This is a genomic window from Krasilnikovia cinnamomea (genome assembly GCF_004217545.1).
GTDB classification, from domain to species: domain Bacteria; phylum Actinomycetota; class Actinomycetes; order Mycobacteriales; family Micromonosporaceae; genus Actinoplanes; species Actinoplanes cinnamomeus.
The window spans coordinates 4,194,289-4,217,496 of record NZ_SHKY01000001.1 but is presented as its reverse complement, the minus strand read 5'-3'; the positions used below and the strand labels follow the sequence as shown (position 1 = coordinate 4,217,496).

The following is a 23,208-nucleotide window of genomic DNA, read 5'->3' as shown; positions in this document are numbered from 1 at the left end:
TACCGGCGTCAGCGGTACCACTTCCGGGCCGGGGCGGAGCGCAGGTTGCCCAGCGAGTCGTAGGCGCGGACCCGTACCGTCATGGACCTGCCGTGCTTCCAGGTCTTGACCTTGAACCTGTGCCGGGCGACGGAGCCGGGCGCCGGGGTGGGCACCGCGTACCGCTGGGTGACCTTGCCGTCGACCACCAGTTCCAGGCGCGCGACGCCGTGCGCGTCGCTCGCCTGCGCGGTGACGTACTTCGTGCCGCGGATGTGGCGGGTGCGGTTCGCCGGGGCCTTCGTCACGGTCACCGCCGGGCCGCTGCTGTCGACCAGCACCGTACGGCGCGCCGTCGCGGCGTTGCCCGCCCGGTCGTACACCCGCAGCACCAGGGTGGTCTTGCCGTTGCGGGGGGCCGACTTCCAGCGCAACACGTACGGGGCGGTGACGTCCGAGGCCACCACGGTGTCGTTGAGCAGCAGCTGGACCCGGCTGACGGCGGCGCTGTCGGTGGCCGTGGCGCCGACGCTGACGGTGCCGCCGACCAGGGCGGAGGCCGCCGGCGTGCGGAACGACACCTGCGGCGCCGTGCGGTCCGGCAGGGCGGCCAGCGCGGTCGCCGCGTCGACGCGGCCCCACGTCAGCCAGGTCGTGGTGAGCTGCCGGGCCGACGCGCTCAGCACGGAACGGATCTTGACGGGGGTCGCGGGGGTGCCGCTGCCCGCCAGCAACGCCGCGATACCCGCGACCATCGGGGAGCTCGAGGAGGTGCCGCAGAACACGACGATCGAACCGTCCTTCGCCTGCGCCGGGTTGCAGCCGGGCGCGGCGACGTCCACCCAGCCGCCGTAGTTCGACCATGAGTAGCGGGTGTCCGCCGACGTCGAGGCGCCCACCGACAGCACCGCCGAGATCGCCGCCGGGAAGTGCCGGGACTTCTCGCCGTCGTTGCCCGCCGCCGCCACCACGAGAGCACCCTTGCCCATCGCGTACGTGACCGCGTCGCGCAGCAGCTGGCTGTCGGCCGTGCCGCTGAGCGACAGGTTGATCACGTCGGCGCCGTGGTCGGCGGCCCACCGGATGCCCTTGGCGATGTCGCTGTAGTCACCGGTGCCGTTGCGGTCCAGCACCTTGACCGGCAGGACCTTGCAGGTCCAGCAGACGCCCGCGATGCCCTCGGCGTCGTTGCCGGCCGCGGCGGCCACGCCCGCCACGAGCGTGCCGTGCCCGTTGTCGTCGGCGGCGTTGCTGTCGTTGTTGACGAAGTCGTAGCCGGCCAGCACGCGCCCGGTCAGATCGGGGGTCCGGCTCACCCCGGTGTCGACCACGGCGATCACCACGCTGCTGGAACCGTGGGTGGTCGACCAGGCGGTGCTGACGCGGGTCTTGCGCACCCCCCACTGGTACGAGTACCCGGGATCGTTCGGGACCGCCGCCGCGTGCGCGACGTGGTCCGGCTCGACGTAGCGGACCGCCGGGTCACCGCGCAGCGCGGCGGTGGCCGCGGCGGCCTGGTCGGCGGGGACCTCCACGGTGACCGCGTCGGCCAGCGGTGCGGCGTCGACGACGTCGACCCGCTCGTCGAGCCTGCCCACCACGTCCGCCTGGGTGCTCGCGATCGCCGCGGCGCCCGCGGCCGTCGCCCCCGCGTCCGGGGTACGCAGACCGACGATCAGAGAGACCGCCGGGACCCCCACGTCGGCGCGCGCCGGGGCGCCCGTCACGATCAGACCACCGGCCGCCAGGCCCAACGCCAACGTCGCAACGCCAGCCCGCATTCCACGTACCTCCACGCGAAACGCCGGCCAAGTGACCGGCATCCCCACCGTCGGCGGAGATTCCAGTAGCCGAGGAGCGGATCGGTGGCGTTTGAGTTGCGAGCTATCTTCGCGCTGTGCGTAAACAGCAGATGATCTGGACGGCGGCCGTGGTGGCGTTCCTGGTGCTGGCCGGTGGGGGTGTCGCGTACGCGCTGCACACCCGCACGGCGGGCAGCGGTGCGGCCGCCGCCCCGGCGTCCGCGCCCCCCTCCGCCCCCGCGACCGCCGCCCCCTCAGCCTCGGCACCGGAGCCCGGTGCCGGGATCACCGGACCCCTCGACCTGCTGCTGCTCGGGGTCGACACCCGGGTCAGCGTCAAGGACTGGCAGCCGCACTCCGACACGATCATGCTGCTGCACCTCGAACGTGGCCTCGACCACGGCTACCTGTACTCGCTCCCCCGCGACCTGCGGGTCGACATCCCGGCGTTCCCGAAGTCCGGCTTCAAGGGCGGCCGCTACAAGATCACCGAGGCGATGAGCCGGGGCGCGCGGGTACCCGGCAGCGACAAGGCCAACGTCCAGCAGGGGTACGAGCTACTGGCCAAGACGATCTCCGCGTACACCGGGATCAAGACCTTCCACGCCGGGGCGGTCCTCACCTTCGGCGGGCTGGAGAAGCTCACCGACGCGCTCGGCGGGGTCACCCTGACGATCGACCAGAAGGTCGTCTCGATCCACCGCCGCCCGGACGGCGGCCTGCGTACCCTGCAGCGCGGTGGCGGCGGGTACGTCGGCCCGCAGGCCGTGTACAAGCCCGGCACGCAGAACCTGGTCGGCTGGCAGGCGATCGACTACGCCCGCCAGCGGTACGGCCTCAAGGGCGGCGACTACGACCGGGGGCGCCACCAGCGGCAGCTCGTCCGGGCCCTGCTCACCAAGGCGCTGGACACCGGCGTCGGAACCGACCCCGCCAAGCTGCAGGCGCTGCTCACCGCGCTCGGGGACAGCCTGGTCTACGTGGGCGGCAAGACCCCGCTGGAGTACGCGAGCGCGCTGAGCAACCTCAAGCCGGACCAGCTGACCCTGGTCGGGCTGCCCGGCGACTCGGTCGGCAGCGGCGGCCGCTACCTCGGCGAACAGCTGCTTCCGGAGGGCCGGGGCTTCCTCAAGGCGGTCACCGCCGACCAGGTCGGCCCGTACCTCACCAAGCACCCGGACCTGATCCACCGCTAGGGACGCGGCGGCTTGGTGGTGCCGAACAGCCACGCCTGGAACACCGGATCCAGGTCGGTGCCACCAGCCGCCTGTTGCGCGGCCGCGATGAACTCGGTCGTGGTGACGTTGCCGTCGCGCTGCTGCGCCGCCCACGTCTTGAGCAGCCCGGCGAACGCGGTGTCGCCCATCGCGCGGCGCAGCGCGTACAGGGTCATGGCCCCACGCTCGTAGACCGCGGCGTCGAAGATCCCGTCCGGGCCCGGCTTGCCGGTGGGCTGGGACCAGTCCTTGAACTTTGTGTACGTGCGGTCGAAGCTCTCCGCCACGGTGGCCTGGCCCTCGTGCTCGCGCCACAGCCACTCCGCGTACGTGGCGAACCCCTCGTTGAGCCAGATGTCCTGCCAGCGTTCCAGGGCGAGGCTGTTGCCGTACCACTGGTGGCCCAGCTCGTGCGCGACCACGCTGGTGTTTTCGCCGTCGTCGAACCAGGTGTCGCCGTAGACCGGGCGGGTCTGGGTCTCCAGCGCGAAGTCGAGCCGGTCGTCGGCGACCACCACCCCGCCGTTCGCGTCGAACGGGTACGGCCCGAACTGGGTCGCGAGGAAGTCCGTCACCTCACCGGTGCGGGCCAGCGACTTCGCCGCGGGGTCGCCGGCGGGCATCGAAGCGGGCACCGCCACGATCATCGGCTTCCCGTCGTGGGTGCCGGTGGTGATCCGGTACTGCCCGATCGCCACCGTGGCGAGGTAGCTGGCCATCGGCGCGCCCTCCGACCAGGTCCAGGTCGTCCACCCGGCCGCGTTGGTGCGCCGCCCCGGCACCCCGTTGCTGAGCACCTCCAGCCCGTCCGGCACGGTCATGGCCAGCTTGAACGTCGCCTTGTCCGACGGATGGTCGTTGACCGGGAACCAGGTGCTGGCCGACTCGGGCTGGCCCACCGCGAACGCGCCGTCGGCGGTGCGGAACCAGCCGCCCTCGCCGAGCGCCTCGTTGGCCAGCGGCTGCGGCACCCCGGCGTAGCGCACCACCACGGTGAACGGGCGGTCCTTGAGCAGCCCGACGGCCGGGGTGACGACGAGTTCGTTGCCCTCGGCCTGGCTGGTGGCCCCGCGCCCGTCCACGGTCACCTCGGAGGCGGTGAGGTGGGCCAGGTCGAGGTTGAAGCGGGACAGGTCCTGGGTGGCCGTGGCGGTGATCGTGGCGGTGCCGCTCAACCGGCCGGTGCCGGGGTCGAAGCGCAGCGCGAGGTCGTACCCGCCGACGTCGTACCCGCCGTTTCCGTACGTCGGGAAGTACGGGTCACCGGCGCCGGGGGCGCCCGGACTGAAGCTCGGCGCCCGGCTCGACGCTTGGGCCGATGGGCGATCGGCGCTGGAGTTCCGCCCGCTGGTGCAGCCACCGGCCGCGATGACGATCGCGATACCGGCCGCAAGTCCCCGTTTCATGAGCACAAATCTACTGATCCGGCGCAACCCAGGCATAACGGCTGCGTATCCGCATGCTGGGTATCCGTTCAGGATCGCCCGGCCGCACCGGCCGCGGGTGTCAGCGGTCGAGGACCAGCGCGACCTTCTGGAACTCCTTGAGGTCACGGTAGCCGCACTTGGCCATGGCCCGCCGCAGCCCGCCGAAGAGGTTGAGCTGCCCGTCCGGGCGGTCGGCGGGGCCGTAGAGAATCTCCTCCAGGGTGCCGTCCGGCTCGCCCGCGATGCAGAAGCCGCCCCGGGGCAGGCTGGGGTGACTGGCCGCCGAGTGCCACCACGCCCCGCCCGCCGGGGCGCCCTCGGCCAGCGACAACGGCTCGCCCAGCATGACCGCGTCCGCCCCGCAGCCGATGGCCTTGGCGATGTCGCCCGAGGTGGAGATGCCGCCGTCCGCGATGAGGTGCACGTACCGGCCGCCGGTCTCGTCCAGGTAGTCGCGGCGGGCCGCCGCCGCGTCCGCGATCGCCGTGGCCATCGGCACCCGGATGCCGAGCACGGTGTCCGTGGTCGACCACTCGTCCGCGCCAATGCCCACGATGACCCCGGCCGCGCCGGTGCGCATCAGGTGCAGCGCGGTCTTGTAGTCCGTGCAGCCGCCGACGATCACCGGCAGGTCGAGGTCGGCGATGAACTCCTTGAGGTTGAGCGGCTCGTCCGTGGTCGACACGTGCTCGGCCGACACCAGGGTGCCCTGGATGACCAGCAGGTCGACACCGGCGTCGAGGACCACCGGGGCCAGCGCCAGGGTGTGCTGCGGCGAGACCCGCACGGCGACGGTCACCCCGCCGTCGCGCATGGCGCGGACCCGCTCGGCGAGCAGCTCCGGGCGGATCGGCTCCGCGTACACCTCCTGGAGCCGCTTGGTGGCGTCGGCGTCGGCGTCCAGCGAGGCCAGCTCCTCGAGGATCTTGGTGGGATCCTCGTACCGGGTCCACAGGCCCTCGGCGTTGAGCACGCCCAGGCCGCCGAGGCGGCCCAGGGCGATCGCCGCGTCCGGGCTCATGGTCGCGTCCGACGGGTGCGCGACACAGGGGATCTTGAACGGGTACGCGTCGACCCGCCACTCGGTGGACACGTCGTCGACGTCGCGGGTGCGCCGGCTGGGCACGATCGCGATGTCGTCGAGGTGGTAGCCGCGCTGGGCGGTCTTCCCGAGACCGATCTCCACGACGTCACGCATGTCTGTTCCTCTATTTAACGCGAGTGGTAGTTGGGGGCTTCGACGGTCATCTGGATGTCGTGCGGGTGGCTCTCCTTGAGCCCGGCCGCCGTGATCCGGATGAGCTGCCCACGCTGCTGCAGGTCGGGAATGGTCTCGGCACCGACGTAGCCCATGGACGCGCGCAGGCCACCGATGAGCTGGTGCGCCACCCGCGACAGCGGCCCACGGTACGGAACCTGGCCCTCGACGCCCTCGGGGACCAACTTGTCCTCGTTGACGTCCTGCTGGAAGTAGCGGTCCTTGGAATACGACTTGGCCTGTCCGCGCGACTGCATCGCGCCGAGCGAGCCCATGCCCCGGTACTGCTTGAACTGCTTGCCGTTGATGAAGATCAGATCGCCGGGGCTCTCCTCGCACCCGGCCAGCAGGCTGCCGAGCATGACCGTCTCGGCACCCGCGACGATCGCCTTGGCGATGTCGCCGGAGTACTGCACGCCGCCGTCGGCGATCACCGGCACCCCGGCCGGGGCGCAGGCCCGGGCGGCCTCCATGATCGCGGTGATCTGGGGGACGCCGACCCCTGCGACCACCCTGGTGGTGCAGATCGCGCCGGGGCCCACCCCGACCTTGACCGCGTCGGCACCGGCGTCGACCAGCGCCTTGGCCCCCGCGTACGTGGCGATGTTGCCGCCGACCACATCGACCGTGGTGTCCTTCTTGACCCGGGCGACCATCTCCAGCACCGCCCGCTGGTGACCGTGCGCGGTATCCACGATCACGACGTCGACACCCGCGTCCACCAGCGCCCGGGCCCGCTTGTACGCGTCCTCGCCCACGCCGACGGCCGCGGCCACGCGCAGCCGACCCTGCGGGTCCTTGGCGGCGTTCGGGTACTGCTCGCTCTTGGTGAAGTCCTTGACCGTGATCAGGCCGCGCAGGCGGCCGACGCCGTCGACCAGCGGCAGCTTCTCGACCTTGTGCTGTTGCAGCAGGGACAGCGCCTCGTCCTTGCTGACCCCCACCGGGGCGGTGACCAGCGGCATCTTCGTCATGACGTCGCGGACCTTGACCGAGTGGTCGGTGACGAAGCGCATGTCGCGGTTGGTGACGATGCCGACCAGCGTCCCGTCGCCGTCGACCACGGGCGCCCCGGAGATGCGGTACTTGCCGCAGAGCGCGTCCACCTCGCGCAGCGTGTCCTCGGGGCTGCAGGTGATCGGGTTGGTGATCATGCCGGACTCGGACCGCTTCACCAGGTCGACCTGCGTCGCCTGGTCCTCCAGCGAGAGATTGCGGTGCAGCACGCCGATACCGCCCTGGCGGGCCATGGCGATCGCCATCCGCGCCTCGGTGACGGTGTCCATCGCGCTGGACAGCAGCGGGATGGAGAGCTCGACGTTGCGGGTCAGGCGGGTGATCGTGTTGACCCGGCTCGGCACGACGTCGGACTCGCCTGGTTGCAACAGAACATCGTCGAAGGTGAGACCCAGAGGTACGGTGCGGGCGGAGTCTGTGTCCACGAATCATCCCCGGTGGTGCTCGACGCTGGTGGAAGGTTCCATCCTACCCATGGCCCGGGCCCGTCCATCTCGCCGGACAGCCCGTGCGGCCCACCACACAGCGCCCCGGACTAGGTACGGTGAACACGTGCAGGAAGAACCGATCGACCCGTTCAACGGCGACCCCGCCGACCCGGCGGCGGGCCTCGACGACGTCACCGACGAGGCCGAGAACGACCCGCTGACCGAGTCTGAACGCCAGGACGTGCTCGAGGACCTCTCTGACCTGGAGATCTACCAGGCGCTACTGAGTCCGACGGGCATCCGCGGGCTGGTCATCGAGTGCGAGGACTGCCACGAGCCGCACTACTTCGACTGGGATCTGCTCCGCGGCAACCTGCGCCACCTGCTCAGCAGCGGCCGCCCCCGGGTACACGAGCCGGCCTACGACCCGGATCCCGATCACTACGTCACCTGGGAGTACGCCCGCGGCTACGCCGACGGGGTACACGACACCCTCGCCGAAGGTACGGACGACGACTGAGCTGGCTGGCTCCGCTTCGCTCCGCGGCGATCGCCTTGTGCACCGCTGAGTTGTGGGTGGAAAGGGTGACTGCACACACCGCAGCCACCCTTTCCACCCACAACTCACCGGCGGCGATCGCGGGGGGAGGGGTGGTATCCGTGGCCCTGCCCCGCGATGCCGGTCCGGTGGTGCCTTTGCGGGGTTAGGCGACCAGTCCCGCGCGGAAGCCGGCGGCGACGGCGTGGGCCCGGTCCCGCGCGCCCAGCTTGCGGAACAGGCGGCGGGCGTGGGTCTTGACCGTGTCCTCCGAGACGAACAGCTCGCGGCCGATCTCCGCGTTGCTCTTGCCGTCGGCCATGCCGCGCAGCACCTGCAGCTCACGCTCGGTGAGGGTGAGGCGCCGGCCCGCCGGTGCGGCCTCGGCGACCCCGACCGGCGAACCCTCGTTGGCGGGCCAGCCGGCGGGCCGCCCGGTCGCCGGGTCCAGCGGTCCGTCGCCGCGCTGCACGGGCACCATCGGCGAGTTGGGCAGCATCGCGGGGATGGGCCCGCCGTTGCCCGCGCCCATGCCCATGCCGTCGCGGTGCATGCCACGGGAGGCGGGCGAGTTGTTGTTCCGGGCGGCGCCCGCGACTCCTGCCGGCTGGGCGTTCGCGCTGTTGATCGGCATGCCGCCCTGCGGGCGTACCGGTAGCAGCAGGAGCAGCAGGGCCTTGGCGACCACGCTGACCAGGTCGTGTTCGACGCCGCGGATGACGCCGCGGGCGCCCGCGGCGACGGCCGCCGCGGCGACCCGTGGGTCTTCGGCTCCGAACAGTACGACCTGCGCCTGCGGGGCGCGGGCGAGGACGCGGCGGGTGAACCCGACGCTGTCCGGCCGGGTCACGGCGGTATCGGCCAGGACGATCTCTGCGGGCCGCTCGGCCAGTCGGATCATGGCCTCGGTCTCGCTGACGGCGGTCCGGACGACCCCGGTCATGCCGAGCCGGGCCGCGGTGGACGCGACGGTCTGGGCCGCCAGCGGGGTTCGGACGCACACGAGGACGGTACGCACAGTGATCCTCCTTCTCTCTCAGAGGAGATCACGCAACGGCCGCAGCATTACGCGCTTTAGATGGAAAAAACGGGAAAGATCCCCATGGCTTGCGGCAGCGATGGGATACGGCTGGGGAAGACATCGACACGACGGGTGTGAGGTGGGTACCCCCGGGGTACACCGGCCGTAGGCCAGTGACCGGCCCGGAACGAACCACACTCCGCGGTGCCGCGCGGGAGGAGGGTGTTGATGTCGAACCTTCGCAGGCTGCCCGGTGCCATCGCCGATTTGTGGGACTGGCAGCGACTCGGCCGATGCCGCGGGCGTGACAGCGCCCAGTTCTTCCACCCGGACGGCGAACGCGGATCGTCGCGCAACCGCCGGGAGGCCAACGCCAAGGCCATGTGCCGGGCCTGCCCGGTACGCGCCGAGTGCGCGGCCCATGCCCTCGCGGTCCGGGAACCGTACGGAGTCTGGGGAGGTTTCAGCGAGACCGAACGGCTGCGGCTGCTGGCGGTCGGCTGGGACGACCTGGCCGACCGGCGTCACGGACGGGTGGACCTTGCTCGGCTCGAGGCACGCCTCGGCGGGCCCCACAAGACGGCCGTACCGACGCAACGGCGGGCGCCCGCGGCCTGACGCCGCGCGACGATGCGCGGCATTTCGGCACAGTTCCCGGCGAGGCTCCCGGACGGGGGCCACGCCGATGTGTTGAGCGGCTCTTCAACCGCACCGGTGGACATGCAAGCCACCGTACGAGCGAATTCGGGGCCCAAGTCGGACGCAAAGTGCGGCTTTCGGGTTACTGGACGGTGACGGCCACGTGTGCCATCCGGCCCCGGACTACTCGACGGTGAACGTCACGCTGTGCCAGCCGGTGGCGCCGTCGGGCTCCGGCGGGGCGGGAGTGCTCGGCTGCGTGCCGCCGGTGGTGTCGGTCGCCCGTACCCGCAGGGTGTGCCGGCCCGGGGTGACCGTCCACGGCAGGAACCACTGCCGCCAGGTGTCCGCCGAGACCGTGTCGGCCAACGTGGCGACCTGCCACGCTCCCCCGTCGAGCTGCACCTCGACCTTCGCGATGCCGCGGTGCTGCGCCCACGCGACGCCGGCCACCACCAGCGGCCCGGCCGGGCGCTTCGCCCCGTCCCGCGGAGTGTCGATGCGCGACTGGGTCTTGATCGGCGCCTGCTGCGCCCACCCGCGCGGCACCCAGTACGCGTCGAAGTCCGCGAACCGGGTCAGCTCCAGCTCCACCACCCATTTGCAGGCGGAGACGTAGCCGTACAGGCCCGGGACCACCAGGCGCACCGGGAAGCCGTGCTCGACGGGCAGCGGGCGGCCGTTCATGCCGATCGCCAGCAGGGCGTCGCGCCCGTCGCGCAGCACCGCCGTGGGGCTGCCGCAGGTCCACCCGTCCACGGAACGCTGCACCACCTGGTCGGCGCCCGGCAGCGGGTCGGCCTCGTCGAGCAGGGCCTTGACCGGGGTGCCCAGCCAGCGGGCGTTGCCGATCAGGTCGCCACCCACCTCGTTGGAGACACAGGCCAGCGTCACGTACCGCTCGATCATCGGGCGGCGCAGCAGGTCCGCCCAGGTCAGCGTGATCGGGTTGCGCACCATCCCGTGTACCCGCAGTTGCCACGCCGCCGGGTCCACCTGCGGCGGATACAGCGCGGTGTCGATCCGGTAGAAGTCCTCATTCGTCGAGACGTACGGCGTGACACCGCGGACCTGGGCGGCGGCGGGAACCGGGCGGGCCGGTGACACCGGGGTGGGCAGCACCACGGCGTTTCGCGCAGCGGTCACCGCGCGGCGGCCGGTCAGCAGTCGGCCGGCGACGCCGGTGACCGCGGCCAACGCGGCCGCTATCCCCAGCCCCCGCAGGAACCGCCGCCGCCCCGCCCACGGCTGCGGCTCATCGGTCACGTCCTCATCGCCCGGGCCATGCCCCCCAGGGCCGTCCGCTGAGACGGCACCAGCCACGCCCGCCGTGGCCGAACCCGGCTCGACCGCCTGGGCGAGCAGCAGGCGGAGCACCAACGCCGCCACCGCCGCGCCGATCAGTGCGGGCAGCGCCGCGCCGGGGCCAGCGTCGTGTCGGGTCACCGCTGCGGCCACGCCGATCGCGCCGAACAAAGCTATGCCGGCGAGCGCCCAGCGCCACGATCGCAGCGCCAGCACACCCACCCCGTAGGCGTAGGCGGCGAGCAGCAGCGCGGTACCGGTGATCAGGGCGGTCTTGTCGTGGACGCCGAAGACCGCGACGGCGGCGTTCTTGACCGGGCCCGGCACGGTGTCGACGACGACTCCACCGACAGCCAGCAGCGGCGCGGACAGCGGACCGGTCGCCACCGCAACGACCTCGGCGGCACCGAGGGCGACCGCGGCCGCCGCGACACCGGCCAGCCCGGCCCGGACGGAGAGCTTCACTCCCCTATCCTGCCCCCGTCACGGCCCACCCCCGGCACAGCCGGCCGGCCGCAGATCTTGAGGAGTTCGGGTGCGGCGCTAACCAGAACTCATCGAGGTCCGGCAGCGGACGGAACGAGCCAAGGCGGCACAAAACGGCATCGCGCAACAAGCCGAGGCCGCGCAATGGGGCGGGTGGGTATGGAAAAGGCGCGCCGGGTGCCGGCGCGCCTCTCCGTGGAACTGAATCCGGGTCAGAAGCCCGGGCCGTGCTGGTGGCCGTGGCCGTGGCCATGGCCGCCCGCCGCGGCGGGCTCCGGGTCCTTCGGCTTCTCCACCACGAGGCTCTCCGTGGTGAGCAGCAGCCCGGCGATCGAGACGGCGTTGGAGACCGCGTTGCGGGTCACCTTCACCGGGTCGATGATGCCGGTCGCGGCCAGGTCCACGTACGTGTCGGCGGCCGCGTCGAGGCCGTGACCCCAGTCGAGGTCGCTGACCTTGCCGACCACCACGTAGCCGTCGTGGCCCGCGTTCTGCGCGATCCAGCGCAGCGGCTCGACGAGCGCCTTGCGGACGATCGCCACACCGCTGGCCTCCTCGCCGGACAGGCCGAGGCTGCCGTCGAGCACCGAGGTGATCTGGGCGAGCGAAGCGCCGCCACCGGGGACGGTGCCCTCCTCGACCGCCGCCTTGGTCGCCGCGATGGCGTCCTCGATGCGGTGCTTGCGCTCCTTCATCTCGACCTCGGTCGCGGCGCCGACCTTGATGACCGCCACGCCGCCGGAGAGCTTGGCCAGCCGCTCGGACAGCTTCTCCTTGTCCCAGTCGGAGTCCGACGCCTCGATCTCCTTGCGGATCTGCGCGACGCGGTCCTCCACCTCGGACTTCTGGCCGCCGCCGTCGACGATCGTGGTGTTCTCCTTGTCGACCACGACGCGCCGGGCGGTGCCCAGCATCTCCAGCGTGACCTGGTCCAGCTTGTAGCCCAGCTCGGGGGCGACGAGCTCGCCACCGGTCGCGATCGCCAGGTCCTGCAGCATCGCCTTGCGCCGGTCGCCGAAGCCGGGAGCCTTGACGGCCACGACCTTGACGGTCTTGCGCAGCGCGTTGACGACCAGGGTGGACAGTGCCTGTCCCTCGACGTCCTCGGCGATGATGAGCAGCGGCTTGCCGGACTGGACGACCTTCTCCAGCAGCGGCAGCAGCTCCTCGATGCTGGCGATCTTCTGCGTGCTGATGAGGAGGTACGCGTCCTCCAGCACGGCTTCCTGCGACTCGGGGTCGGTCACGAAGTTCGGCGAGATGAAGCCCTTGTCGAACTGCAGGCCCTCGGTGACCTCCAGCTCGGTGCTCAGCGCCGAGCCTTCCTCGACCGTGATGACGCCGTCGCGGCCGACGCGGTCCATCGCCTGGGCGATGAGCTCGCCGATCGTGGCGTCCTGTGCCGAGATGGTGGCCACGTTCGCGATCGCCTTGTGGTCGGCGACCGCCACGGCCTTGTCGAGCAGGGCCTTGGAGACCGCCTCGGCGGCCGCGTCCATGCCCCGCTTGAGCGCGATCGGGTTGGCGCCCGCGGTCACGTTGCGCAGACCCTCGCGGACGAGTGCCTGAGCGAGCACGGTGGCCGTGGTGGTCCCGTCGCCGGCGACGTCGTTGGTCTTGGTCGCCACCTCCTTGACCAGCTGGGCCCCGAGGTTCTGGTACGGGTCGCTGAGCTCGATCTCCTTGGCGATGGTGACGCCGTCGTTGGTGATCGTGGGCGCGCCGAACTTCTTGTCGAGGACGACGTTGCGGCCCCGCGGGCCCAGGGTGACCTTGACCGTGTCGGCGAGCGTGTTGACGCCGTGCTCCAGCAGGTGCCGGGCGTCGTCAGAGAAACTGAGGATCTTCGCCATGTATAGGTCCCTTCACGCACCACCGCCCCGGTCCGGTACACCGGACCGAGGCGGTCAGCACTGTCAGTAGGTCACTTCTCGATGACCGCGAGGACGTCGCGGGCGGAGAGCACCAGGTACTCCTCGCCGGCGTACTTGACCTCGGTGCCGCCGTACTTCGAGTACAGGACCGTCTCGCCGACCTTGACGTCAACCGGGATCCGGTTGCCCTTGTCGTCGATGCGGCCGGGGCCGACAGCGAGGACGGTGCCCTCCTGCGGCTTCTCCTTGGCGGTGTCGGGGATCACGATGCCCGACGCCGTGGTCGTCTCAGCCTCGTTCGCCTGGACCACGATGCGGTCCTCGAGCGGCTTGATCGCAACCTTCGTCGCGGTAGTCACGGGCATACCCTCCTGGGGTACTTGGTGTCGTCGCCGACCAACTGGCCGGCCGGATGCCTCATGCCACCGGGCGGGGCCGTCGTCGCGGGTGCCGGTCCGCCTGGCGCTAGTCGCGCGGCCCCGGCGGGTCCGCGCGGCTGGCACCCTCGTGGTGAGAGTGCTAATCGGAGATTATGCCGGTACTGGCACTCCGTCAAGGAGAGTGCCAACACGCCCCACCCGCGAGAATGACTCCCGTGGACCTGGAACTGCTGGCAGCACTGCGTACCCCCGAGGGGGCGGCCGCCCTGGCGGCCGCCGCCGAGGTGTCCGGCGCCGACCCCCTCGCCGCCGCCGCGCGGCTGCGCGCCCGCGGGGTGCCCCCGCCGCTGGCCGCCGCCGCGCTCACCCAGGCGGAGCTGCGGCGCCGCGCCGCCGCCAAGTTCGGCGCGGCAGCCGCCACGATGTTCTTCACCCGGGCCGGCCTGGAGCAGGCCACCCGCGCGGTGGTCGCCGACCGGCGGGCGGCCCGGCTGCGCGCCGCCGGGGTCACCACCCTGACCGATCTGGGCTGCGGGCTGGGCGCGGACACGCTGGCCGCGGCCCGTGCGGGCATCCACGTGTACGCGGTCGACGCCGACCCGCTGACCGCCGCGCTCGCCGCGGCCAACGCGGCCGCCGCCGGGCTGGACGGGCTGGTCACGGTCGCCTGCGCTTCCGCGACGACCGTGGACCTCGCGGGCGCGGACGCGGTCTTCGCCGATCCCGCGCGGCGCACCGGCCGTGGCCGGGCCATGAACCCCGACTCGTGGTCGCCCCCGTGGGACTTCGTCGCCGGCCTGCCCGCCCGGGTGCCGCGTACCGTCCTGAAGCTGGCGCCGGGCATCGACCACGCCCTGCTGCCGCCGGGGGCCGAGGGCGAGTGGGTCAGCGTCGACGGCGACCTGGTCGAGGCCGCGTTCTGGTGCGGGCCGCTGGCGGCGGTGCCGCGCCGGGCCACCGTGCTGCGGGGCGCGGAGCCGGTCACGCTGACCGGCTCCGGGAGCGCGGCCGCCGCGGTGGGCCCGGTCGGTCCGTACCTGTACGACCCGGACCCGGCGGTGGTCCGCGCCCACCTGGTCGCGGAGTTCGCGGCCGGGATCGGCGGGCGCCTCGCCGACCCCCGGATCGCGTACATCTACACCGACGACCCGGTCGACACGCCGCTCGGGCGGCGGCTGGCGGTGACCGACGTGCTGCCGTTCTCGTTGAAGCGGCTGCGGACGCTGCTGCGGGAGCGGGGCGTCGGGCGGCTGGAGATCCGCAAGCGCGGCTCGGCGCTTGAACCGGAACGGCTGCGCCAGGACCTGCGACTGTCCGGCCCGAACGCGGCGTCGCTGGTGCTGACCCGGATCGCCGACGCGCCCACGGCCCTGCTGTGCGCGGCCCGGTGATCCCGCGCCGCACCGCCGAGCCACCGCGCCGCACTGAGGACCAGCCAGCCCTGGCAACACGCCGCACTGAGGACCCAAGAGGCCCCGATCGGCGCGCTGCACTGCGGATCGGCGAGGCCTGATCAGCGCGCACTGAGGACAGTCGACGTCGGCTCACTGAGGACGGCGGACATCGGCTCACTGAGGACGGCGGACATCGCCCCAGCACTGAGGGCAGCGGAGGAGACACCGTGGCGCGCCGTCGCCCGGGCGCCCCGGGACGCTAGCCTTCGCGCGTGGCCAAGAAGAGCGCGGGCACCCCGGCGACGGCGCTGCTGAGCGCCGAGCGCGTGGCGTACGAGTTGCACCCGTACGAGGTCTCGCCGGATGCGCCGGACTACGGCGCCCTGGTGGCGCAGGCCCTCGGTGTCGACCCGCATCGGCTGTTCAAGACGCTGATCGCCGAGGTCGACGGGGCGCTGACCGTCGCGGTGGTACCGGTGACCGGCGACCTGGACCTCAAGGCTCTGGCCGCGGCGGTCGGCGGCAAGCGCGCCACGCTCGCGGACCGCGCGGTAGCCGAGCGCAGCACCGGATACGTACGGGGCGGGATCAGCCCGCTCGGGCAGCGGCGGAGGCTCCCCACGGTGGTCGACGACTCTGCGCTGGACCTTGATCAGATGGTTATCTCCGCCGGCCGCCGGGGACTTCAGGTTTCGGTCAAGCCCGCCGATCTGGTCCGGCTGACCGCCGCGACAGTCGCGGCAATACGGACCTGATCTGGACATACCCACCCAGCAAAAGCTTCCGTTACGACACCGTTACCCCACGAGCCCGATCTTTTACCCGAGATCGGGCAAGTTGGGACCCGCGAGTGACCTAGCGTCGCTTTGTGGGGCAACTCAAGCGATCGGCAATCTCCGGTAGCGAATCGCCAGACATGCCGCAGGGCTCGTGGATCAAACACACGTGTGTCACAGGCGCGTTGCCGGATTGTTATCGCGGACAACAAAATCGAGCCGCGCCACATCTTGTGCCATGCGGCACAGCGGGAATACGTTGCCCGACACAACAAACCGGCTCCTGATCCACGGCGTCTGGGGAGCGACACTCCCGGGCAGCGCACACCCACAGAGTCCGAGAAGCCTCGGATCACCCCGAAAGGAACACAGGAATGCGTAAGGGACTGTTCGCCCTCGCCGCCGTCGGCCTGCTGGCCACCGGCAGCATGGCCGCCTGCGGTAACGACGACAAGGACTCCGGCACCGGCAGCAACGGCGGCACCTCGTCGGTCGGCAAGGTCGGCGTCATCCTGCCCGACACCGCGAGCTCGCAGCGGTGGGGCACCGACGACCCCAAGTACCTCAAGGCGGCGTTCGACGCGGCCGGCGTACAGGCCGACATCCAGAACGCCCAGGGCGACAAGGCCGCCTTCCAGACGATCGCGGACGGCATGATCTCCAGCGGCGTCAAGGTTCTGATGATCGTCAACCTGGACTCCGGTACCGGTAAGGCCGTGCTCGACAAGGCCAAGGCCGCGGGTATCGCGACGATCGACTACGACCGTCTGACCCTCAACGGCGGCGCCGACTACTACGTCAGCTTCGACAACGTGAAGGTCGGCGAGCTGCAGGGCAAGGGCCTGATCGACTGCCTGACCGCCAAGAAGTACACCAAGCCGGTGGTCGCCGAGCTGAACGGCTCCCCGACGGACAACAACGCCACGCTGTTCAAGCAGGGCTACGACTCGCAGCTCAAGCCCAAGTACGACTCGGGCGAGTACGTCAAGGGCCCGGACCAGTCCGTTCCGGACTGGGACAACGCGCAGGCCGGCACGATCTTCGAGCAGATGCTCACCCAGAACAAGAACATCAAGGGTGTGCTCGCCGCCAACGACGGCCTCGGTAACGCGGCCATCCAGGTGCTGAAGAAGAACAAGCTGAACGGCCAGGTCCCGGTCACCGGCCAGGACGCCACCGTCCAGGGTCTGCAGAACATCCTCGTCGGCGACCAGTGCATGACGGTCTACAAGGCGATCAAGCAGGAGGCCGACGCGGCCGCCGCGCTCGCCATCTCGCTGGCCAAGGGCGAGGCGCCGACCACCGCCACCGGCTCGGTCACCGACCCGGAGTCGAAGAAGGAGGTCAAGTCCGTGCTGCTGACCCCGAAGTCCATCACCAAGGAGAACGTCAAGGACGTTGTCGCGGACGGCTTCGTGACCAAGGAGCAGCTCTGCACCGGTGAGTACGCCAAGCTGTGCACCGAGGCCGGCATCAGCTGACCTGAACCGCAACGGCTGACGACGGCGCCGCCCACGCCCACCAGCGTGGGCGGCGCCGGGCGTCGCTCCCACCCCCCTGGAGCGCACCGCCAGGCGCACCGCCCCGCACCCGGTCACCCAGCGAAGGAGAACCACCCGTGGCCGCGACACCTCTTCTGGAGCTGCGCGGAGTCGACAAGAGTTTCGGCCCCGTACAGGTCCTGCACGACGTCGCCTTGAACGTCTATCCCGGCGAGGTCACCGCACTCGTCGGCGACAACGGCGCCGGCAAGTCGACGATGGTCAAATGCATCAGCGGCATCTACTCGATCGATGCGGGATCGGTCATCTTCGACGGCAAGGAAGTAGCGATCCACAGCCCCCGCGACGCCTCGGCGCTGGGTATCGAGGTCGTGTACCAGGACCTCGCGCTCTGCGACAATCTGGACATCGTGCAGAACATGTTCCTCGGCCGCGAGAAGAAGCGGGGCGTCGTCCTGGACGAGCCCACGATGGAGCAGATGGCCGGCGAGACGCTCAAGAGCCTCTCCGTCCGTACGGTGAAGTCCCTGCGCCAGCACGTCTCCAGCCTCTCCGGTGGCCAGCGGCAGACCGTGGCCATCGCCAAGGCCGTGCTGTGGAACAGCCGGGTCGTCATCCTGGACGAGCCGACCGCCGCCCTCGGTGTCGCGCAGACCGCTCAGGTGCTGGAGCTGGTCCGCCGGCTCGCCGACAACGGCCTCGGCGTCGTGCTCATCTCGCACAACATGAACGACGTCTTCGCGGTCGCCGACCGGATCGCCGCGCTGTACCTCGGCCGGATGGCGGCCCAGGTCAAGACCACCGACGTGACCCACTCCCAGGTCGTCGAACTGATCACCGCCGGGCGTAGCGGCAACATCGGCCTGCCGCCCGAGAAGCCCTCCGACTTCGTCGACATCACGCCGGGAGACGACCGATGAGCACTACCACCACAACCACCGCCGGTGGCATCCAGGTCGTCCAGCCCACCGTCGGCAGCCATCTGACGGGCTACTGGCAGCGGGTCCGCGGCGGCGACATCGGCAGCCTCGCCGCCATCCTCGGCCTGGTCGTGCTGTTCCTGATCTTCGGCTTCGCCCGGCCCGAGACGTTCCTCAGCGCGCTGAACTTCTCGAACCTCTTCTCGCAGGGCGCCTCGGTCATCTTCATCGCGATGGGCCTGGTCTTCGTCCTGCTGCTCGGCGAGATCGACCTGTCCGCGGGCTACACCAGCGGTGTGTGTGGCGCGGTGATGGCCGTGCTGCTCTCCAACCACGGCTGGAGCTGGTACACCGCGATCCCGGTCGCGCTCGTCGCCGGCCTGGTCATCGGGTTCATGATCGGCTTCCTGGTGTCGAAGGTCGGCATCCCGTCGTTCGTCGTCACGCTGGCCGCCTTCCTGGCCTTCCAGGGTGTGCTGCTGGTGCTGCTCGGTGGCGGCACGAACATCTCGATCCGTGACCCGTTCGTCCTGGCACTGGCCAACAAGAACATGTCGGTCGCGATGAGCTGGATCCTGGCCGTCGTCGCCGTGGCCGGCTACGCCGCCACCCAGCTGATCAAGGTGCGCGGTCGCGTCTCCCGCGGGCTGGTCCACGACCCGATGGGCATCGTGCTCCTGCGTGTCGTCGGCGTCGCCATCCTGGTGTTCGCGGGAGTCGCCATCCTCACCCAGGAACGGGCCATCAACCCGGCGATCAACTCCCTCAAGGGTGTGCCGATCGTGGTGCCGCTCATCGCGGTCGCGGCGATCATCTGGACCTTCGTGCTGAGCCGCACCACCTACGGCCGGCACGTGTACGCGGTCGGCGGCAACACCGAGGCGGCGCGCCGCGCCGGTATCCCGACCGACCGGATCCGGATCTCGGTGTTCGTCATCTGCTCGTTCATGGCCGCGATCGGCGGCATCATCGCCGCCAGCCGGGCCAGCTCGGTCGACCCGCGCTCCGGCGGCAGCAACGTGCTGCTGTACGCGGTCGCGGCCGCCGTCATCGGTGGCACCAGCCTCTTCGGCGGCAAGGGCCGGGTCATCGACGCCGTGCTCGGTGGCGCGGTCATCGCCGTCATCGACAACGGCATGGGCCTGATGAACTTCACCTCCGGCACCAAGTTCATCTTCACCGGCCTGGTGCTGCTGGCCGCGGCCAGCGTCGATGCGCTGTCCCGGCGCAGAGCGGCCGCCACCGGCAACCGATGAACACGATCCTGGGGACGGGGGCGGCGCGCTGATGCGAGCCGGCCCCAGCCAGGAGGAGGTCCGCCGGCACAACCTCGGGACCCTGCTCCGGTACGTACACGTGCACGGAGCCACGTCCCGAGCGGAACTGACCAGCCGGCTGGGTCTCAACCGCAGCACCATCGGCGCCCTCACGGCGGAGCTGGCCACGGCCGGCCTGATCAGTGAGGAAGCCCCGCGCGAAACCGGCCGGGCCGGACGACCCTCGCTTGTCGTCCGGCCCGAGTCGGCGCGGGTCTACGCGTACGCGATCAGCATCGAGGTGGACCGCATCCGCGCGGCCCGCGTCGGGCTCGGCGGCCACATCCTGGACCGCCGCGAGGCCGAACGGCCGCGCGGCATGCAGGTGATCGACGCGGTGCAGCCGCTGGCCGGATTCATCCGCGACATGCACCGCGGCGTCGGCGACGACGCCCGCTGCGTCGGTGGCGGGATGGCGATCGCCGGGATGGTGCGCCGCGCCGACGGCGTGGTCCGCCTCGCTCCGACGATCGGCTGGGTCGACGAGAACGTCTCCGGCGCGCTCAGCACGGAGCTGGGCGGCGAGCTGAGCAGTGAGCTCGGCAGCGGGCTCGGCGACGGCGATCCGGGCGACGCGGGCCACTTCCTGGTCGGCAACGCGGCGGACGTGTCCGCGCTGGTGGAACACAGCCGCGGCGCCGCCGTCGGCTGCGACAACGTCATTTATCTGTACGGCGACGTGGGCGTCGGCGGCGGCATCATCGCGGGCGGCCGGCGGGTCTCCGGGCACGGCGGCTACGGCGGCGAGGTCGGCCACATGGTCGTCAACCCGCAGGGCCACCCGTGCAGCTGCGGGTCACGCGGCTGCTGGGAGACGGAGATCGGCGAGTACGCCCTGCTGCGGCTGGCCCACCGGGAGGACCAGTCGGGCAGTGAGGCCGTACTGGAGGTCGTCGACGCGGCCCGGCGCGGCGACCGGATCGCGCGCCAGGCGGTCCGCCAGGTCGGCGACTGGCTCGGCTTCGGCGTGGGCAACCTGGTGAACATCTTCAATCCCGAGGCGGTCATCTTCGGCGGCACGCTGCGCGACGTGTACCTGGTCGCGGCCGCCCAGATCCGCAGCCGGTTGAACGCCGTCGCGCTGCCCGCCTGCCGGGAGCACCTGCGGCTGCGCACGCCCGAGCTCGGCGAGGACGCCGCCCTGATCGGCGGGGCCGAACTGGCCTTCGAGCGTCTCCTGGAAGACCCCCTCATCTAGCCATCCCCGAGATCGCGGAAGGCGGCTACAGTGCCGGTCGTGGAGATGCGGGCGTCCGACGAGGATCGGCAGCGGATCGTCGCCGCGCTGGAGCGGCACACCGGAGCGGGACGGCTCACCCTGGACGAGTTCGCGCAGCGGGTCGACGTGGTGACGCAGGCGCGTACCCTCGCCGACCTGGACGCGGTCGTCCGTGACCTGCCCGCCGAGCCGGTGGCCGACGGGCCTCAGCGCCCGGAACTGTTGTGGGTGTTCGCCGTCGCGATCCTGACCCTGGTGATGCTGGGCGTCTTCGTCGCCCTGCGGTAGGCCGCGCGACTCAGCGGTCGACCGGGGTGAAGTCCCAGACGTGGGGGGCGCGGGCCACCAGGCGCTCGGGCGGGGCGGGCAGCGGGACCGGGTCGTGCCGCCAGGTGGAGATGACGACGATGCGGTGATCCGTGGACGAGTAGACCTTGCTGGACACGTGCGCCGGCAACACCTCGATCGTGGGCAGCGCCTCGTCGCAGACCCAGCTCAGCAGCTCGTCGAAGCCGCTGCCCAGGGCCCGTACCTCCCACATCCGCGCGATCATGAACAGAGCATAATCACCCGGAGACCGTGACGGTGGTCAATGGCATGGCCGAGTCCGCGGGCAGGTCCAGGCCGCTGGGCGCGACGCCGGCGGCGACCAGGTGCGAACCGAGCGCGGCCACCATGGCGCCGTTGTCCGTACACAGCTGGGGCCGGGGCACCCGGACCTCGATGCCCAGCTTCGCCGCGCGTTCCTCGGCGAGCACGCGCAGGCGGGAGTTGGCCGCCACGCCACCTCCAATGACCAGGGTCCGCACCCCGTGCGTACGGCACGCGTCGAGCGCCTTGGCGGTGAGCACGTCGCACACCGCGTGCTGGAAGCTCGCGGCCACATCCGCCACCGGTACGGGCTCCCCGGCCCGCTCGCGCGCCTCCACCCAGCGCGCCACGGCCGTCTTGAGTCCCGAGAACGAGAAGTCGAAGCGGTGCTCGGCCAGATCCTTCGGCGCGGTCAGGCCGCGCGGGAACGGGATCGCCGCCGGGTCACCGTCGCGGGCCGTACGGTCGATCACCGGACCGCCGGGGAAGCCCATCCCCAGCAGCCGCGCCACCTTGTCGAAGGCCTCCCCCGCCGCGTCGTCGATCGTGGCGCCCAGCGGGGTGACCCCGGCGGTGATGTCGTCGACCAGCAGCAGCGACGAGTGCCCGCCGGAGACGAGCAGACCCACGGCGGGTTCGGGCAGCGGGCCGTGCTCGAGGGTGTCCACGGCGACGTGGGCGGCGAGGTGGTTGACGCCGTACACCGGCTTGTCGGCGGCCAGCGCGTACCCCTTGGCGGCGGCGACACCGACGAGGAGCGCGCCCGCCAGGCCCGGCCCGGCCGTCACCGCGATCGCGTCGATGTCGGCCAGGGTGACCCCCGCGTCGTCGAGCGCGCGCCGCATCGTCGGCACGATCGCCTCGAGGTGGGCGCGGCTGGCCACCTCCGGGACCACCCCGCCGAAGCGGGCGTGCTCGTCCACGCTCGACGCGAGGGCGTCGGCCAGCAGGGTGTGCCCGCGCACGATGCCGACACCGGTCTCGTCGCAGGAGGTCTCGATCCCGAGGACCAAGGGTTCGTCAGGCATCGCGCATCATCACCAGGGCATCGGTGTTGCTGGGTTGGTAGTAGCCGCGGCGGACGCCGACCGGCTCGAAGTCGTAGCCGGCGTACAGCCGCTGGGCGGGGGCGTTGTCCACGGCGACCTCCAGCAGCACCTTGTGGACGCCGCGCCGGCCCGCCTCGGCCAGCAGCGCCTCCAGCAGTGCGCGGCCGATCCCGCGGCGTTGCGCGTCGCGGCGGACCGCGATGTTCTGCACCCAGGACTCGTCGGGGCCGACGACGGCCAGTCCCGCGTACCCGAGCACCGTCTCGTCCTCCGTCGCGACCAGGTAGTAGTGGCGCTGGGCCAGCTCGTTCCAGAACATGGCGGCGGACCACTTCTCCGCGCCGAACAGGTCTGTCTCGATCGGCAGCACCTGCTCGACGTGCCACCAGCGGAAGCGTTCGAGCTGGATCACCGCAGCACGGGTTTGCGCGCCGAGGACGCGACCGCGTCGGGGCGGCGCAGGTACAGCGGGGTCAGCGGTTCCTGCGGCGCACGGGCGCGGACCCGGTCGGCGGCGAGGGCGATCAGCGCCTCGCCGGGCGGGTACAGCAGGCGGTCGTCGATCGGCAGGCCGAACACCTCGCTGTACTGCAAGGCGCCCTCGCCGACCGCGCGGTCGGCGTCCACGACGACGTCGGCCGGGCGGGACACGTCCGGCCCGCGGGTGCGCACACCATCGGTGTACGTGGCGGTGTACACCTCACGGCGCCGCGCGTCCGTGGCGACCAGCACCCGACCCGGCCCGGCGGCGCGGCCGAGCGCGTCCAGCGAGCACACCCCGTACGCCGGGATGGCCAGAGCCTGCGCCATGCCCGCCGCCGTGACGAGGCCGACCCGCAGCCCGGTGAACGGGCCCGGCCCCAACCCGGCGACGATCGCCCCCAGTTGGCGCGGGGTCGCGCCGGCGTCGGCCAGCAGCGTCGCGATCTGCGGGGCCAGCAGTTCGCCGTGTGCCCGCGGATCGACGGTACGGCGCTCCGCCACGCCCCGCATCCCGTCGTCGGTCACCTCCGCCAGGGCGGCGATCACCGCGGGGGTGGAGGTGTCCAAGGCGAGAACCAGCACGTCAA

General features: G+C 71.6%; 22 protein-coding genes. 10 read left to right on the top strand and 12 right to left on the bottom strand.

Features of this window, described 5'->3' with window-relative positions; translation table 11 throughout:
• Positions 1-8: 8 nt before the first annotated feature.
• Entirely contained in the window at positions 9-1,760 is a 1,752-nt protein-coding gene (locus EV385_RS19160; RefSeq protein WP_130510703.1) for a S8 family serine peptidase, read from the bottom strand.
• A 116-nt stretch (positions 1,761-1,876) separates the two neighbouring features.
• Between EV385_RS19160 and EV385_RS19155 the strand changes: the two genes are divergently transcribed.
• On the top strand, positions 1,877-2,977 hold the full coding sequence (locus tag EV385_RS19155; protein ID WP_130510702.1) for an LCP family protein: 1,101 nt from the start codon (positions 1,877-1,879) through the stop codon (positions 2,975-2,977).
• Here the strand turns inward: EV385_RS19155 and EV385_RS19150 are convergent.
• The 3 genes from EV385_RS19150 to guaB all read right to left on the bottom strand — a co-directional run bounded on the left by EV385_RS19150 (position 2,974) and on the right by guaB (position 7,125).
• Positions 2,974-4,404, bottom strand: a complete 1,431-nt coding sequence (locus EV385_RS19150) for a M1 family metallopeptidase (RefSeq protein WP_130510701.1) — start codon at positions 4,402-4,404, stop codon at positions 2,974-2,976. The genes EV385_RS19155 and EV385_RS19150 overlap by 4 nt on opposite strands.
• Before the next feature lie 100 nt (positions 4,405-4,504).
• Positions 4,505-5,623, bottom strand: coding sequence for a GuaB3 family IMP dehydrogenase-related protein (locus EV385_RS19145; RefSeq protein WP_130510700.1), 1,119 nt, complete (start codon positions 5,621-5,623; stop codon positions 4,505-4,507).
• Between the two features lie 14 nt (positions 5,624-5,637).
• A complete protein-coding gene (gene guaB / locus EV385_RS19140; RefSeq protein WP_130510699.1) occupies positions 5,638-7,125 on the bottom strand; it encodes an IMP dehydrogenase in 1,488 nt (495 codons plus the stop codon).
• 127 nt (positions 7,126-7,252) lie between these two features.
• On the opposite strand from guaB, the gene EV385_RS19135 reads away from it, so the two are divergent.
• Positions 7,253-7,648, top strand: a complete 396-nt coding sequence (locus EV385_RS19135) for a DUF5319 domain-containing protein (RefSeq protein WP_130510698.1) — start codon at positions 7,253-7,255, stop codon at positions 7,646-7,648.
• A 184-nt stretch (positions 7,649-7,832) separates the two neighbouring features.
• Here EV385_RS19135 and EV385_RS19130 read toward each other — a convergent pair whose 3' ends face one another.
• Positions 7,833-8,684, bottom strand: coding sequence for a response regulator transcription factor (locus EV385_RS19130; protein WP_130510697.1), 852 nt, complete (start codon positions 8,682-8,684; stop codon positions 7,833-7,835).
• A gap of 231 nt (positions 8,685-8,915) precedes the next feature.
• Between EV385_RS19130 and EV385_RS19125 the strand changes: the two genes are divergently transcribed.
• Positions 8,916-9,305 (top strand): WhiB family transcriptional regulator, encoded by a 390-nt coding sequence (locus EV385_RS19125; RefSeq protein WP_130510696.1) that lies wholly within the window; start codon positions 8,916-8,918, stop codon positions 9,303-9,305.
• A 204-nt stretch (positions 9,306-9,509) separates the two neighbouring features.
• Here the strand turns inward: EV385_RS19125 and EV385_RS19120 are convergent, their stop codons facing one another.
• The 3 genes from EV385_RS19120 to groES form a co-directional block, all read right to left on the bottom strand.
• Entirely contained in the window at positions 9,510-11,096 is a 1,587-nt protein-coding gene (locus EV385_RS19120; RefSeq protein WP_130510695.1) for a molybdopterin-dependent oxidoreductase, read from the bottom strand.
• A 233-nt stretch (positions 11,097-11,329) separates the two neighbouring features.
• Positions 11,330-12,970: a chaperonin GroEL gene (gene groL / locus EV385_RS19115; RefSeq protein ID WP_130510694.1), complete on the bottom strand. Its 1,641-nt coding sequence runs from the start codon at positions 12,968-12,970 to the stop codon at positions 11,330-11,332.
• Positions 12,971-13,041: 71 nt separating this feature from the next.
• Positions 13,042-13,356: a co-chaperone GroES gene (gene groES, locus EV385_RS19110; RefSeq protein WP_082771855.1), complete on the bottom strand. Its 315-nt coding sequence runs from the start codon at positions 13,354-13,356 to the stop codon at positions 13,042-13,044.
• 230 nt (positions 13,357-13,586) lie between these two features.
• On the opposite strand from groES, the gene EV385_RS19105 reads away from it, so the two are divergent.
• From EV385_RS19105 to EV385_RS19075, 7 genes are all read left to right on the top strand, one after another.
• Positions 13,587-14,762 (top strand): class I SAM-dependent methyltransferase, encoded by a 1,176-nt coding sequence (locus tag EV385_RS19105; RefSeq protein ID WP_130510693.1) that lies wholly within the window; start codon positions 13,587-13,589, stop codon positions 14,760-14,762.
• 275 nt (positions 14,763-15,037) lie between these two features.
• A complete protein-coding gene (ybaK, locus tag EV385_RS19100; protein ID WP_130510692.1) occupies positions 15,038-15,520 on the top strand; it encodes a Cys-tRNA(Pro) deacylase in 483 nt (160 codons plus the stop codon).
• 395 nt (positions 15,521-15,915) lie between these two features.
• Positions 15,916-17,022: a sugar ABC transporter substrate-binding protein gene (locus tag EV385_RS19095; RefSeq protein ID WP_130510691.1), complete on the top strand. Its 1,107-nt coding sequence runs from the start codon at positions 15,916-15,918 to the stop codon at positions 17,020-17,022.
• A 137-nt stretch (positions 17,023-17,159) separates the two neighbouring features.
• Entirely contained in the window at positions 17,160-17,963 is an 804-nt protein-coding gene (locus EV385_RS19090; RefSeq protein WP_130510690.1) for an ATP-binding cassette domain-containing protein, read from the top strand.
• Positions 17,960-19,219: a sugar ABC transporter permease gene (locus tag EV385_RS19085; protein WP_130510689.1), complete on the top strand. Its 1,260-nt coding sequence runs from the start codon at positions 17,960-17,962 to the stop codon at positions 19,217-19,219. The genes EV385_RS19090 and EV385_RS19085 overlap by 4 nt, the downstream gene beginning before the upstream one ends.
• A gap of 31 nt (positions 19,220-19,250) precedes the next feature.
• Positions 19,251-20,477, top strand: coding sequence for an ROK family transcriptional regulator (locus tag EV385_RS19080; RefSeq protein WP_130510688.1), 1,227 nt, complete (start codon positions 19,251-19,253; stop codon positions 20,475-20,477).
• A gap of 45 nt (positions 20,478-20,522) precedes the next feature.
• Positions 20,523-20,786, top strand: a complete 264-nt coding sequence (locus tag EV385_RS19075; RefSeq protein ID WP_130513417.1) for a DUF1707 SHOCT-like domain-containing protein — start codon at positions 20,523-20,525, stop codon at positions 20,784-20,786.
• A 10-nt stretch (positions 20,787-20,796) separates the two neighbouring features.
• Here EV385_RS19075 and EV385_RS19070 read toward each other — a convergent pair whose 3' ends face one another.
• Genes EV385_RS19070 through tsaB form a run of 4 tightly spaced genes read right to left on the bottom strand, consistent with a single transcriptional unit; the run spans position 20,797 to position 23,203 of the window.
• A complete protein-coding gene (locus tag EV385_RS19070) occupies positions 20,797-21,051 on the bottom strand; it encodes a hypothetical protein (protein ID WP_130510687.1) in 255 nt (84 codons plus the stop codon).
• A gap of 13 nt (positions 21,052-21,064) precedes the next feature.
• Positions 21,065-22,117, bottom strand: coding sequence for a tRNA (adenosine(37)-N6)-threonylcarbamoyltransferase complex transferase subunit TsaD (gene tsaD, locus EV385_RS19065; protein ID WP_130510686.1), 1,053 nt, complete (start codon positions 22,115-22,117; stop codon positions 21,065-21,067).
• The gene (rimI, locus tag EV385_RS19060; RefSeq protein WP_130513416.1) at positions 22,110-22,547 is read right to left on the bottom strand and encodes a ribosomal protein S18-alanine N-acetyltransferase; all 438 of its coding nucleotides are present in this window, start codon (positions 22,545-22,547) and stop codon (positions 22,110-22,112) included. Before rimI ends, tsaD begins: the two co-directional genes overlap by 8 nt.
• Positions 22,547-23,203, bottom strand: coding sequence for a tRNA (adenosine(37)-N6)-threonylcarbamoyltransferase complex dimerization subunit type 1 TsaB (gene tsaB, locus EV385_RS19055; protein ID WP_130510685.1), 657 nt, complete (start codon positions 23,201-23,203; stop codon positions 22,547-22,549). The genes rimI and tsaB overlap by 1 nt, the downstream gene beginning before the upstream one ends.
• Positions 23,204-23,208: the final 5 nt, after the last annotated feature.

Excerpts from the sequence above, each read along its gene's own strand:
- EV385_RS19160 (WP_130510703.1), bottom strand. The coding sequence starts at position 1,760 with ATGCGGGCTGGCGTTGCGACGTTGGCGTTGGGCCTGGCGGCCGGTGGT.
- EV385_RS19150 (WP_130510701.1), bottom strand. The coding sequence starts at position 4,404 with ATGAAACGGGGACTTGCGGCCGGTATCGCGATCGTCATCGCGGCCGGT.
- EV385_RS19145 (WP_130510700.1), bottom strand. The coding sequence starts at position 5,623 with ATGCGTGACGTCGTGGAGATCGGTCTCGGGAAGACCGCCCAGCGCGGC.
- EV385_RS19125 (WP_130510696.1), top strand. The coding sequence starts at position 8,916 with ATGTCGAACCTTCGCAGGCTGCCCGGTGCCATCGCCGATTTGTGGGAC.
- groL (WP_130510694.1), bottom strand. The coding sequence starts at position 12,970 with ATGGCGAAGATCCTCAGTTTCTCTGACGACGCCCGGCACCTGCTGGAG.
- groES (WP_082771855.1), bottom strand. The coding sequence starts at position 13,356 with ATGCCCGTGACTACCGCGACGAAGGTTGCGATCAAGCCGCTCGAGGAC.
- EV385_RS19095 (WP_130510691.1), top strand. The coding sequence starts at position 15,916 with ATGCGTAAGGGACTGTTCGCCCTCGCCGCCGTCGGCCTGCTGGCCACC.
- EV385_RS19085 (WP_130510689.1), top strand. The coding sequence starts at position 17,960 with ATGAGCACTACCACCACAACCACCGCCGGTGGCATCCAGGTCGTCCAG.
- EV385_RS19080 (WP_130510688.1), top strand. The coding sequence starts at position 19,251 with ATGCGAGCCGGCCCCAGCCAGGAGGAGGTCCGCCGGCACAACCTCGGG.
- EV385_RS19075 (WP_130513417.1), top strand. The coding sequence starts at position 20,523 with ATGCGGGCGTCCGACGAGGATCGGCAGCGGATCGTCGCCGCGCTGGAG.
- EV385_RS19070 (WP_130510687.1), bottom strand. The coding sequence starts at position 21,051 with ATGATCGCGCGGATGTGGGAGGTACGGGCCCTGGGCAGCGGCTTCGAC.
- tsaD (WP_130510686.1), bottom strand. The coding sequence starts at position 22,117 with ATGCCTGACGAACCCTTGGTCCTCGGGATCGAGACCTCCTGCGACGAG.